Consider the following 12,090-nt stretch of genomic DNA (forward strand, 5'->3'; position numbering starts at 1 on the left):
GCTCTTATCCTAGCTAATCCCGGGCACTCGAAATTGCGCCTGTTCCGCGGCCGGGGCGGTGCCATCCACGGACAGCAAGCGGCACGTGCCAGCTGCGCCGCCATGCGGTGACCCGGAAGGCGAAAACAACCGCGGCAACGATGCACGCAGAGAGCCCGGTAAAGGTGCCCAGGTGCCATAACAATGTGGTGAGTCCCGCCCCAACAAAGGCCGGCAAAGCGTAGAGGTCGCGGGCATTGAACAGTGTGGGGATTTCGTTCGCCGTGATGTCGCGTAGAAGGCCCCCACCTACTGCGGTTGTGACTCCCAGCAGGATGGCGGCAACGGGGTTCATGCCGGCGGTCAGCGCCTTCAACGTGCCGGTGATGCAGAACAAGGCCAGCCCGCCGGCGTCGAACAGCGTTAGGAGGGACGTGAAGCGCTGGACCGATGAGAACAGGAAGTAGACCAGCAATGCCGCAAGGAGCGGGGGAGCAAGATAGGCGGGGTTTGTGAAGGCGATGGGCGGACCGGCGTTGATCACGATGTCGCGGATCACGCCGCCCCCCAGGGCAACAATGGAACCCAGAAGCACGGAGCCCACGATGTCGAACTGTTTACGGGCGGCCAGCAGGGACCCCGAGACCGCGAAGAAGAACACGCCGACCAGGTCAAGCCACAGAAGGACGATGTCGATGGAAATCAAGTGGACGGGTTCTTTCTGGGTACGGCTCTCAACAGATGCTGGCTCAACGTTACGCTAGCTCCCATGAACAGCCCCGTTTTGATCGCGTGCGCCCACGGAACCCGCAACGCCGAAGGCCAAGCTGCCATCCGCCAGGTCATGGCCGACATCGAAGCCCTCCGTCCGGGCCTGCAGGTTCTTGAGGCGTATGTGGACGTGCAGGAACCCGAATTGTCCGGTGTGGTGGAAAACATGCCCGAGGGGACTGCCGCCGTCGTCGTACCGCTTTTGCTCTCCACCGGCTTCCACGTCAAAGTGGACGTGCCCAAGGCCATCAAGACCCGCCCCGAGGTAGTGGCCGCCAGGCCGTTGGGGCCGGACCCGCGGCTCGCTGAGTTGTTGGCCACTCACTTGCACGCGGCGGGACTGACCGGGAACGACGGCGTCCTGCTGGCTGCCGCCGGATCCTCGCTTCCGGACGGTTCAGTTGATTCGGAGGAGCAGGCCCGACTGCTCGGGGAACTGCTGCCGAATAAGGTGCGGGTCGCCTATGGCGCCAGCGCCCAGCCAACAGTGCCCGACGGCGTTGCCTCCTTGCGTGCGGAGCTCGCCGCGGATGGCGGGACAGGCAGGGTCTTCATCTCTTCTTACCTCTTGGCTACCGGCTACTTCCACGACCAACTGGCCAAGGCCGGCGCGGACATTGTGTCGGCTCCTTTGCTGCCATCGAAGGTGTTGGCCGAGATCGCGCTGGAACGTTACGACGCAGTATTGGAAAGGCTCTCCTAACCTTTATTCACGCGGAAAAGTGCGCAAAAGGACCTGCACAAAACGGGTGCTTTGGACAAGGCCGCTGGCGTGTTCGTGACGAAATGTTTCCCTAGGTGACTTAGCGTTTCCGGACCTTTGCTGGCGAAAACTGGCCAGACCTACAGTCGAGTTATGACAGATACAGCTGTAGCCGGTGCGTCCGCGGACACCGCCGTCCCTTCGCGCCCAGCACGCACCCGCCCTGCCGCCAAGCCCCATGGCCAGTGGAAGGTTGACGGCACTGCGCCCCTCAACGCCAATGAGACCTGGAAGCAGGAAGACAGCGGACTCAACGTCCGTGAGCGCATTGAGTCTGTCTACTCCAAAGAAGGCTTCGACTCGATCGACGGCACGGACCTTCACGGCCGCTTCCGCTGGTGGGGCCTGTACACCCAGCGCAAGCCCGGCATCGACGGCGGCAAGACCGCAACGCTTGAACCGCACGAGCTCGAGGACAAGTACTTCATGCTGCGCGTGCGTATCGACGGCGGTGCGCTCTCCACTGAGCAGTTGCGCGTCATCGGACAGATCTCCGTGGACTTCGCCCGTGGCTCGGCCGACCTCACGGACCGCCAGAACATCCAGCTGCACTGGATCCGCGTTGAGGACGTGCCGGAAATCTGGCGCCGCCTTGAGTCCATCGGGCTGTCCACCACTGAGGCCTGCGGCGATGTTCCGCGTGTCATTCTCGGTTCCCCGGTTGCGGGCATTGCCAAGGACGAGATCATTGATCCGACGCCGCTCATCCACGAGCTCGCCGAGCGTTTCATCGGTGACCCGGAGCTGGCCAACCTGCCCCGCAAATACAAGACCGCCATCACGGGCCACCCGTCCCAGGACGTGGTGCACGAGATCAACGACTTCGCCCTGGTAGGCGTGGTCCACCCTGAGCTCGGTGCCGGCTACGACCTCTGGGTTGGCGGCGGATTGTCCACCAACCCGCGCCTGGCCGAACGTCTCGGTGTGTTCGTCTCCGCCGATGTTGCAGCTGAAGTATGGCTTGGCGTCACCAGCATCTTCCGCGACTACGGTTACCGCCGCATGCGCACCAAAGCCCGCCTGAAGTTCCTCATGAACGACTGGGGTCCGGCCAAGTTCCGCCAGATCCTTGAAGACGAATACCTCGGCTTCAAGCTTCCGGACGGCCCCGCCGCTCCGAAGCCCACCTCGCCCGGCGACCACATCGGCGTCCACGAGCAGAAGGACGGCAAGTTCTTCATCGGTGTGACCCCCACTGTTGGGCGCACCTCCGGTGAGGCACTGGTGACGCTGGCCGACACGCTTGAGAAGCACGGCAGCTACCGCCTGCGCACTACGCCGCACCAGAAGCTCGTCATCCTGGACGTTGCCAAGGAGCAGGTGGAGCCCCTGATCGCTGAACTGGACACGTTGGGCCTCTCCGCCCGTCCGTCCGTGTTCCGCCGCGGCACCATTGCCTGCACGGGCATCGAGTTCTGCAAGCTGGCCATCGTGGAAACCAAGGTCACTGCAGCAACGGCCATCGCCGAATTGGAACGCCGCCTGGCCGACCTCGTGGAGACCAAGCAGCTGCCCTCGGCACTGTCCCTCCACATCAACGGCTGCCCGAACTCCTGCGCACGTATCCAGACGGCCGATATCGGCCTGAAGGGCATGATGCTGCCAACACCCGACGGCGACCCCACCCCGGGTTTCCAGGTCCACCTTGGTGGCGGGCTGGCTAACAACGAGCGCGAGGAAGCCGGTTTGGGACGTACCGTCCGTGGCCTCAAGGTCACGGTGGAAGACCTGCCCGATTACGTGGAGCGCGTGGTCCGTAAGTTCGTCGCCGTTGGCGCCGAGGGCCAGACCTTCGCAGAGTGGGCACACTCCGCAGATGAAGGAGATCTCCAATGACAGATCCCGTCACTATTACCAACCTCGCCAGTGCAGCAGCCCGGCCGGCGCTGCGTTCCCACGAAGAGCTCAAGGCCCTGGCTGAAGCCGGCGCCGCTGAGCTCGGCTGGAATGCCCCCGCCCGGGACGTTATCGCCTGGGTGGCCCGCAATTTCGAACTGCCCACTGTGACGGTGGCCTGCTCCATGGCTGACGCAGTCCTGCCGGCCCTGGTCGCGGACCAGCTTCCCGGCGTCGACGTCCTGTTCCTGGAGACCGGCTACCACTTCAAGGAAACGTACGAGACCCGCGATGAAGTTGCGGCCAACCTGCGCGTGAACGTGGTGGACGTCCTTCCGGAGAGCACCGTGGAACAGCAGGACCGTTTGCTGGGCAAAGACCTGTTCGCCCGCGACCCTGCCCAGTGCTGCGCCCTCCGCAAGGTCCAGCCCCTGCGCCGTTCACTGGCGGGTTACGAAGTGTGGTTCACCGGTGTCCGACGCGACGAGGGCCCCACCCGCACGAACACTCCCGTGGTCACCTGGGATGAAGGCTTCGGCCTGGTCAAGGTGAACCCGATGGTCGATTGGACCTTCGATCAGCTGATCGAGTACTCCGAGGACAACATCCTTCCGGTCAACCCCCTCTTGAGCCAGGGCTACCCGTCCATCGGCTGCCAGCCCTGCACCCGTAAAGTGGCCCCGGGCGAAGACCCCCGTGCCGGCCGCTGGGCAGGATCCGACAAGACAGAATGCGGACTACACACATGAGCACCCAAACAACCAGCGAGGACCTCGAGTTGAACCAGTTGCAGAGCGAGGCTGAGGGGTCCGCCGCGGCGTGGCGGGCATCGCGAAGCGGGCACGGCGGACCCTCAGCCGAGCGACTCTCCAGCCTGGACACCCTCGAGTCCGAGGCCATCCATATCATCCGCGAGGTTGTTGCCGAGTTCGAGAAGCCTGCGCTGCTGTTCTCCGGCGGCAAGGACTCCGTGGTCATGCTGCACCTGGCCACCAAGGCGTTTTGGCCTGGCAAGGTTCCGTTTCCCGTCCTGCACGTGGACACTGGCCACAATTTCCCTGAGGTCATCGATTTCCGGGACCGTACCGTTGAGCGCCTGGGCTTGAAGCTGGTTGTCGGCTCCGTCCAGGAGTTCATCGACCGCGGCGAGCTGGCCGAGCGTGCCGACGGCACCCGCAACCCGTTGCAGACCGTGCCGCTGTTGGACGCCATCCAGCGCAACAAGTTCGACGCCGTCTTCGGCGGCGGCCGCCGTGACGAGGACAAGGCCCGCGCCAAAGAGCGCATCTTGAGCCTCCGTGACGAATTCGGCCAGTGGGATCCGCGCAACCAGCGCCCCGAGTTGTGGAACCTGTACAACGGCCGCCACACGGTGGGCCAGCACGTCCGTGCGTTCCCCATCAGCAACTGGACCGAGCTGGACATCTGGCGCTACATCGAGCGCGAGAACATCGAGCTCCCCGGCCTCTACTACGCCCACGAGCGTGAAGTTTTTGCCCGCGACGGAATGTGGCGCGCAGTGGGCGAGGTTTCCCAGCCGCTGCCGCACGAGGACGTCATCACCAAGCTGGTCCGGTACCGCACGGTAGGCGACATGTCCTGCACCGGTGCTGTTGAGTCTGATGCACGCACCGTGGCCGACGTCGTTGTTGAAGTCGCTGCCTCCACCCTGACCGAACGTGGCGCCACCCGAGCAGATGACCGCATCTCCGAGGCCGCCATGGAAGACCGCAAGAAGGACGGCTACTTCTAAATGAGCACCGATACCGCACTCCTGGACGCCGGACTCAACTCCGAGGCGCTTCCGTCCACGCTCTTCCGTTTCGCGACTGCCGGTTCGGTGGACGACGGCAAGTCCACTTTGGTGGGCCGCCTCCTTCACGATTCGAAGGCGATTCTTGCTGACACGCTCGACGCCGTTGCCCGCACCTCTGCGGACCGCGGCTTCGGCGGGGAAAAGGGCGGGATCGACCTCGCCCTCCTGACCGATGGCCTGCGTGCCGAGCGCGAGCAGGGAATCACCATCGATGTGGCCTACCGCTACTTCGCAACGGACCGCCGCAGCTTCATCCTGGCGGACTGCCCCGGCCACGTTCAGTACACCAAGAACACGGTGACCGGCGCGTCCACTGCGGATGCCGTCGTCGTACTCATCGACGCCCGTAAGGGTGTCCTGGAGCAGACCCGACGGCACCTGTCCGTGCTGCAACTGCTGCGCGTTGCCCACGTGATTGTGGCCGTGAACAAGATCGACCTGGTGGACTTCAGCGAGCAGGTGTTCCGCGACATCGAAGCGGACGTGCAGAAGGTTGCCCGCGAGCTTGGCCTTGGGTCTGATGGTGTGGCCGACTTGCTGGTGGTTCCCGTTTCGGCGCTGGACGGCGACAACGTGGTGGACCGCTCCGAGCGCACCCCTTGGTACACGGGTCCGGCGCTGCTGGAGGTCCTCGAAACCCTCCCGGCGGCTGACGAGCTCGAGGCAGACCTGGAGAGCTTCCGTTTCCCGGTCCAGCTGGTGATCCGTCCTCAGGGTGCCCTGGCACCGGATGCTGTTGCTGGCGGGCTCGATGTGGAGGCGTACCGCGATTACCGTGCCTATGCAGGCCAGATCACTGAGGGCTCGGTGAAGGTTGGTGACGAAGTTTCCGTTATCAGCCCGGGTCACGAGCCGCGCACCACCACCGTTGTGGGCATCGATTTTGCCGGCCAGTCGCTGGAAGAAGCTGCCGCTCCGCAGTCGGTGGCTGTCCGTTTGGCTGACGAGATCGACATCGCCCGTGGCGACACCATCGCCGCCGCCGGCACGGTCCGCGAGAGCACTGCTGACCTGTATGCGTCGTTGGCTTGGCTCTCGCCGAAGCCGCTCCGCGAAGGCCAGAAGGTCTTGGTGAAGCACGGTACGCGCACGGTCCAGGCACTGGTCCGGAACGTCACCGGCAAGCTGGACCTCGCCACGTTCAACGTGGAGCCCGCGTCCAACCTGGAGCTCAACGACATCGGACACGCACAGCTCCGACTCTCTGCTCCGTTGCCGTTGGAGAACTACCTGCACCACCGCCGCACCGGCGCTTTCCTGGTGATCGACCCCATCGACGGCAACACCCTTGCTGCCGGTCTGGTGAAGGACCACCCAGGCGACCACGAAGACGAACGTTACGTCATCTAGGGTCACACGTAGTCACAAAACCGCAGCTTGTTCGCGACCCCTCACGTTGTACGGCGGGAATTTCGAACAGGCTGCGGTTTTCTTTTTTGGAGTCTTTGGAAGGTCGCATGGCACAGAACACCACCCTCAGCACGCTCCTGGAAGCCGGCACGGACTTGGTCCTGGACGGCGCCCTGGCCACGGAATTGGAGGCCCTCGGCTGCGACCTTGAAGATCCGTTGTGGTCGGCCAAGGTCCTGCTGGAGCAGCCACACCTGATCAAGCAGGTCCATCGCGACTATTTCGACGCCGGTGCCTCCGTGGCCATCACGGCCAGCTACCAGGCGACGCCGCAGGGTTTTGCGCGGCGCGGATTGTCCGTTGAAGAATCGTTGGAGCTGGTGGCTTTGAGCGTCCGATTGGCGGACGAAGCACGGCAGGAAGCCTTGGCGGAGGGTTCCGCGAGAGGGCCGCTTTTGGTTGCTGGATCCGTTGGGCCCTACGGGGCCTACCTTGCCGATGGCTCCGAGTACCGGGGTGATTACACGCTTTCCGCCGCGGAATCCCGGGACTTCCACCGCCCGCGCATTGCGGCGCTTGTAGAGGCCGGCGCGGATTTCCTGGCGTGCGAGACGCTGCCGTCGTTTGCCGAAGCGGAGGCGCTGTTGGCGCTCGTGGCGGAGTTCGACGTCGAATCCTGGTTTACGTTTACGCTGCGGGACAGCAGCCAGATCAGTGATGGAACGCCCCTTGAGGAAGTCGCTGCGCTGCTGCGCGCGGAACCGCGCGTGGCCGCCGTCGGGGTCAATTGTGTACCGCTGGAACTGGTGACGGACGCGCTGGGCACTCTGCAGCGGGCCTCCGACAAGCCGCTGGTGGCTTACCCGAATTCGGGCGAGACCTACGACGCCGTGACCAAGACGTGGGGTCCGTCGGAGGGCGTTCAAGGTAACGGAACGTTGGCGGGCAATGCCGCTGTTTGGCTTGACCGGGGCGCCCATCTCATAGGTGGCTGCTGCCGCACAACACCGCGCGACATAGAAGGCCTGGCAGCGAATATGACGCCACGTGAACCCGCGTGAACCTTGATTTCTACGGGATTGAAGCCGAAATATGACAGTCCCTACTGTGAAGGCATGACCTCTCCGGAATGGTCCTTGCTTGCCCTCAACGGGCGATGTCACGGGGCCTGATCTTCGCCCCCTTCGCATCCCACATCTTCTAAGGACCCACCCTCATGTCGAACACTCCCGAGTCACAGAAACCCGATTCCGGTACCACCCGCATCGTCGCTGGTGAGACCGCATCCAAGCCCAAGCGCCGCCGCACCCTGGAAATCGGCCTGGCCGTCGGCTTGGTGCTGCTGATCGGTGCGGGTGCCGCGGTTGCTTCCGCTGTTTCGCAGAACAACCAGGCCGCGCCGGTTCCGACCACGTCGCCGGCTGCTGAGTTGAAGCTCGGTTATTTCAGCAACGTCACGCACGGCCCGGCGCTGGTAGGCACCAGCAAGGGCCTGATCGCGAAGGAGCTCGGCGATACCAAGCTGAGCACGCAGGTCTTCAATGCCGGCCCCGCCGCGATTGAGGCCTTGAACGCCGGCGCCATCGACGCCACGTATATTGGCCCGAACCCGGCCATCAACTCCTTCGTCAAGAGCAAGGGCGAGTCCATCAGCATCATCGCCGGTGCAGCGTCCGGTGGTGCGCAGTTGGTGGTGAAGCCGGAGATCAACTCCGCGGCCGATCTCAAGGGCAAGATCCTCAGTTCCCCGCAGCTCGGTGGAACCCAGGACGTGGCACTCCGGGCCTGGCTTGGTGGCCAGGGTTTTAAGACCAACACTGATGGCAGCGGCGACGTGAACATCAACCCCACCGAGAACGCCCAGTCGCTGAAGCTCTTCCAGGATGGAAAGCTCGACGGCGCGTGGTTGCCGGAGCCGTGGGCCTCCCGCCTGGTGCTCGAAGCCGGCGCGAAGGTTCTGGTCGATGAGAAGGACCTGTGGGAGAACGGTGACTTCACCACCACCATCCTCATTGTGAACAAGAAGTTCGCAGCCGAGCACCCGGAAACCGTGAAGGCTCTCCTGAAGGGCCACGTGGAATCGGTGAACTGGCTCAACTCCGCTTCCGCTGAGGAGAAGGCGACCACCATCAACGCGGTCCTCAAGGACACGGCAGGCAAGCCGCTTCCGGCCAACGTGATTGAGCGTGCGCTTCAGAACATCAAGTTCGCTACCGACCCGCTGGCCGGGACGTACAACAAGCTGCTGGAAGACGGTGTGAAAGCCGGGACGACCCAGCAGGCCGATATCAACGGCATTTTCGATCTCCGCACCTTGAACGAGGTTGAAGGCAAGAAGACCTCGGCCGCAGGTCTTGGCCAGGACTAAGCAGTAACGGGCTGGTCCGCTTCCCCTTTATTGGTGGGGGAGTGGGCCGGCTTTTGGCCGGATCAGCTTTACCAATCAACATGAAGGATGGGACCATGCCAGTCGTACTCGAGAATCTGGGCAAGCGCTTCGGCGATGGTGCCCCGGTGCTGGACGACGTCAACGCCACCATCGCGCAAGGCGAGTTCGTCGCCCTCCTCGGTGCGTCCGGCTGCGGTAAGTCCACTTTGCTGAACATCATGGCGGGATTGGAACCGCCGACGTCGGGCGCTCTTGAAGTACCCAGCGACGGCGCTGCCTTCATGTTCCAGGACGCGGCCCTGTTCCCGTGGCTGACCGCGCGCGGCAACATCGAGTTGGCGTTGCAGCTGGCTGACAAGACCAGCACCAAGGCGAGCCGGCGTGAACGCGCCACCGAACTGTTGGAACTGGTGCATTTGGGCGGCGCGGGGGATAAGCGTCCGCACGAGCTGTCCGGCGGTATGCGGCAGCGTGTTGCGTTGGCCCGTTCGCTGGCGCAGGACCGGCAGTTGCTGTTGATGGATGAGCCGTTTGCTGCCCTGGATGCGATTACCCGCGATCTTCTGCATGACGAGCTGGAGCGGATCTGGAAGGAAACGGGCCGGACCATCGTGTTCGTGACGCATAACGTGCGCGAGGCTGTTCGTCTGGGTCAGCGCGTGCTGCTGTTGTCCTCGCGTCCTGGTCGGGTGGTTGCCGAGTGGGATGTCACCGAGGAACACCGTACCGATGCCGGCCGTGCCGGGGAGCTGACCGGTGTCATTACCCGCCGTCTTCGCGAGGAGATCCGCCGCCATGCCAAGTAACCCCATCACCACCGAAGAGCGGACCCTTCCCGTGACTGAATCCAAAGAGCACATCACCTCGCCGTCGTTGAAGGGCAACGCCTCGGAACTCCGGGACCTTGAAGCCGGTCTGGATAACCTCCAGTCGGACACGGGCCGCAAACACGGTATCGAGTGGAAGCGGGTACTGCTGCCCGTCGCTGCGCTTGTGGTGCTTATCCTCGCGTGGCAGTTCTACGTCTCGCTTGGATTCAAACGGCGCGACCTCGTTCCCGGGCCCCTTGACGTGCTCACCCAGTTCGTGACCATGTGGGGCGAAGGCAAAGTCCAGGAAGCGGTGTGGACTTCGCTGCAGCGTGGTGTGATCGGGTTCCTGATCTCGGTGGTCATCGCGACGCCCGTGGGTCTGATTCTGGCTCAGGTAGCTCCCTTGCGCCGTGCGTTCGGGCCGCTGATTTCCGGGCTGCAGGTGCTTCCTTCCGTGGCGTGGGTTCCTGCCGCGATCATCTGGTTCGGCCTGACCGATGCCACCGTTTACTTCGTGGTGTTCATGGGCGCTATTCCGTCGATCATCAACGGGCTCATCTCCGGCGTGGACCAGATCCCGCCGCATTACCGCAGCGTGGGCACAGTCCTTGGCGCGAACCGGCTCCAGATGGCGCTGCAGATCGTCCTGCCGGCCGCGCTTCCCGGCTACATCGGTGGCCTGAAGCAGGGCTGGGCTTTCTCCTGGCGCTCCCTCATGGCCGCGGAAATCATCGCAGTGGGCGGCACGATCGGCTTCGGCTTGGGCTCGCTGCTGGATCAGGGCCGTTTGCTCTCCGATATGACCATTGTGATGTCCGCGATCCTGCTCATCCTGTTCGTCGGCATCCTGATCGAACTCCTGGTGTTCGGACCGATCGAAAAGCGACTGCTGCAGCGCCGGGGCTTGCTGGCCGGCAGCAGCCGCTAACCATTGGAGTTTTTGTACACGTAATGCCCTTAAGAGTGCTTCTTAGGGGCATTACGTGTACAAAAACTCGCCCTTCCCGGCCGGATCTGGTTTCGACCCGGACCACATGCTACGTTGCCACCAGCCTTTGCATTTGGGGGAGGCGATTCCCGGGAGTCGTGTGAAGGGTGGCAGGTCATGACCATGCAGCAAAGAACACTGGTGTCGGTTGCTGTAGCTGCACTGCTTTCCGTGACGTCGTGTGCAGCGCCGCCCCCGCAGCCCGACGCGGAAGCGAAGGCCGCTGTTCAGACCCTCATCGAGCGGGCAATCGACCGTAGGAATCATCAAGTTGTCCCCGGTTTCTCCTCCAATCAGGAGGAGATCAGTCAGGATTTCGTGCCGGACGCAGTTGAGCGTATTGAGCTGGAGTACGGACAGCTCCACCAACGCAGGGACGCGATTGCTCCCCATGGCGTCCTTTTGACGGACAGCGGCTCGGAGATCACCATCAAGAAATTCACCATCACCGATGCCGGCGCCAACATAGAGATTTCGGAGCAGACACAGCTGGAACACGGTCCGGTGAACGGCGTGCAAGGCCCCAGCGAAGGCTACATCTACGACCAAAAAGTTGAACTGGCAAAATCCGGGGAAGGCTGGAAGATCGTCAGCATCTCCCCTCTCAGGCCGGGCAAGCCTTACCCGACGACAATTGTTGATCCAGACACGCTTTAGGCGCTCGGCACTTCGCGTCGGCCGCTGCATAACAGTCGACTTCCGGACGGCGCGCAAAGGCTCGACGGCGACCTCCCGCCGTCGAGCCCTTGCGTCACCAGACGGTGAGGTTAGAGTCCGGTCAGCAGATCCCGCATTTCCCGAATCTCTGCTTCCTGCGCCGTGACGATGTCCTTGCCTAGCTGGACAGCCTCCGGGTTCTTGCCCTGGGCTATCTCGGTTTTGGCCATGGTCACAGCACCTTCGTGATGCGCGATCATCTGCGTGAGGAAGAGCTTGGCCGCGTCCACACCCTGGGCATCCCTAAGCTTCTGCAGGTCCGCCTCGCTCAGCATGCCGTCCATGCCGTGGCCGCCATGACCCGAGGATCCCATGACAGGCACGTTCCAGCTGTTCAGCCACCCCGTCATCTTCTCTATTTCGGGTGCCTGCGCGTCTTTGATCTTCACGGCCAAGTTGGTAATCGAGGCCGGGATGTCAGCCTTCGCCAGCATGGCATCGGACATCTCCACCGCTTGGGAGTGATGGGGGATCATCATCTGGGCGAACATGGTGTCTGCGGCGTTGTGCCCGGCGTCGCTGCTGTTCGCAGAGGGGCTGATGGAGGTGCCGGAACTTCCATGGTCCATGCCCGGCATGGAACCGGAGCCGGGGTTGGAAGCGCAACCAGCCAGGGCAAGCAGAGCTGCGAGAGCCGCTCCGGTCACAGTGAAGTGAGTTCTGTTCATG

Annotated in this window: 12 protein-coding genes; 10 read left to right on the forward strand and 2 right to left on the reverse strand. The window is 63.3% G+C overall.

The window, feature by feature from the left end:
* Nucleotides 1-13 precede the first annotated feature (13 nt).
* Nucleotides 14-685, reverse strand: a complete 672-nt coding sequence (locus N7568_RS07530) for a trimeric intracellular cation channel family protein (protein ID WP_261609272.1) — start codon at nucleotides 683-685, stop codon at nucleotides 14-16.
* Between N7568_RS07530 and N7568_RS07535 the strand changes: the two genes are divergently transcribed.
* From N7568_RS07535 to N7568_RS07580, 10 genes are all read left to right on the forward strand, one after another.
* A complete protein-coding gene (locus tag N7568_RS07535; RefSeq protein WP_261609273.1) occupies nucleotides 686-1,453 on the forward strand; it encodes a sirohydrochlorin chelatase in 768 nt (255 codons plus the stop codon).
* 153 nt (nucleotides 1,454-1,606) lie between these two features.
* A complete protein-coding gene (locus N7568_RS07540) occupies nucleotides 1,607-3,349 on the forward strand; it encodes a nitrite/sulfite reductase (RefSeq protein WP_261609274.1) in 1,743 nt (580 codons plus the stop codon).
* Nucleotides 3,346-4,098, forward strand: coding sequence for a phosphoadenylyl-sulfate reductase (locus N7568_RS07545; protein ID WP_231340071.1), 753 nt, complete (start codon nucleotides 3,346-3,348; stop codon nucleotides 4,096-4,098). The genes N7568_RS07540 and N7568_RS07545 overlap by 4 nt, the downstream gene beginning before the upstream one ends.
* Entirely contained in the window at nucleotides 4,095-5,102 is a 1,008-nt protein-coding gene (gene cysD / locus N7568_RS07550) for a sulfate adenylyltransferase subunit CysD (RefSeq protein WP_261609275.1), read from the forward strand. Before N7568_RS07545 ends, cysD begins: the two co-directional genes overlap by 4 nt.
* Nucleotides 5,103-6,515, forward strand: coding sequence for a sulfate adenylyltransferase subunit 1 (locus tag N7568_RS07555; RefSeq protein WP_261609276.1), 1,413 nt, complete (start codon nucleotides 5,103-5,105; stop codon nucleotides 6,513-6,515). It abuts the gene before it with no gap.
* Between the two features lie 107 nt (nucleotides 6,516-6,622).
* Nucleotides 6,623-7,576 carry a homocysteine S-methyltransferase gene (mmuM, locus tag N7568_RS07560; RefSeq protein ID WP_261609277.1) on the forward strand — a complete coding sequence of 318 codons (954 nt, stop codon included), beginning with the start codon at nucleotides 6,623-6,625 and terminating at the stop codon, nucleotides 7,574-7,576.
* A gap of 155 nt (nucleotides 7,577-7,731) precedes the next feature.
* Nucleotides 7,732-8,883 carry an ABC transporter substrate-binding protein gene (locus tag N7568_RS07565; RefSeq protein WP_261609278.1) on the forward strand — a complete coding sequence of 384 codons (1,152 nt, stop codon included), beginning with the start codon at nucleotides 7,732-7,734 and terminating at the stop codon, nucleotides 8,881-8,883.
* Between the two features lie 95 nt (nucleotides 8,884-8,978).
* The gene (locus N7568_RS07570) at nucleotides 8,979-9,710 is read left to right on the forward strand and encodes an ABC transporter ATP-binding protein (RefSeq protein WP_261609279.1); all 732 of its coding nucleotides are present in this window, start codon (nucleotides 8,979-8,981) and stop codon (nucleotides 9,708-9,710) included.
* On the forward strand, nucleotides 9,700-10,644 hold the full coding sequence (locus N7568_RS07575; protein WP_261609280.1) for an ABC transporter permease: 945 nt from the start codon (nucleotides 9,700-9,702) through the stop codon (nucleotides 10,642-10,644). The genes N7568_RS07570 and N7568_RS07575 overlap by 11 nt, the downstream gene beginning before the upstream one ends.
* Nucleotides 10,645-10,821: 177 nt before the next feature.
* Nucleotides 10,822-11,361 (forward strand): hypothetical protein, encoded by a 540-nt coding sequence (locus N7568_RS07580; RefSeq protein WP_261609281.1) that lies wholly within the window; start codon nucleotides 10,822-10,824, stop codon nucleotides 11,359-11,361.
* A 110-nt stretch (nucleotides 11,362-11,471) separates the two neighbouring features.
* On the opposite strand, the gene N7568_RS07585 is transcribed toward N7568_RS07580, so the two are convergent.
* Nucleotides 11,472-12,089, reverse strand: coding sequence for a DUF305 domain-containing protein (locus N7568_RS07585; protein WP_026546381.1), 618 nt, complete (start codon nucleotides 12,087-12,089; stop codon nucleotides 11,472-11,474).
* Nucleotide 12,090: the final 1 nt, after the last annotated feature.

It is taken from the genome of Paenarthrobacter aurescens, from assembly GCF_025421775.1.
Taxonomy (GTDB): Bacteria; Actinomycetota; Actinomycetes; order Actinomycetales; family Micrococcaceae; genus Arthrobacter; species Arthrobacter aurescens_B.

Bases quoted from the DNA above. Each gene is read 5' to 3' on its own strand.
- N7568_RS07540 (WP_261609274.1), top strand. From the start codon at position 1,607: ATGACAGATACAGCTGTAGCCGGTGCGTCCGCGGACACCGCCGTCCCT.
- N7568_RS07545 (WP_231340071.1), top strand. From the start codon at position 3,346: ATGACAGATCCCGTCACTATTACCAACCTCGCCAGTGCAGCAGCCCGG.
- cysD (WP_261609275.1), top strand. From the start codon at position 4,095: ATGAGCACCCAAACAACCAGCGAGGACCTCGAGTTGAACCAGTTGCAG.
- N7568_RS07555 (WP_261609276.1), top strand. From the start codon at position 5,103: ATGAGCACCGATACCGCACTCCTGGACGCCGGACTCAACTCCGAGGCG.
- mmuM (WP_261609277.1), top strand. From the start codon at position 6,623: ATGGCACAGAACACCACCCTCAGCACGCTCCTGGAAGCCGGCACGGAC.
- N7568_RS07565 (WP_261609278.1), top strand. From the start codon at position 7,732: ATGTCGAACACTCCCGAGTCACAGAAACCCGATTCCGGTACCACCCGC.
- N7568_RS07570 (WP_261609279.1), top strand. From the start codon at position 8,979: ATGCCAGTCGTACTCGAGAATCTGGGCAAGCGCTTCGGCGATGGTGCC.
- N7568_RS07575 (WP_261609280.1), top strand. From the start codon at position 9,700: ATGCCAAGTAACCCCATCACCACCGAAGAGCGGACCCTTCCCGTGACT.
- N7568_RS07580 (WP_261609281.1), top strand. From the start codon at position 10,822: ATGACCATGCAGCAAAGAACACTGGTGTCGGTTGCTGTAGCTGCACTG.
- N7568_RS07585 (WP_026546381.1), bottom strand. From the start codon at position 12,089: ATGAACAGAACTCACTTCACTGTGACCGGAGCGGCTCTCGCAGCTCTG.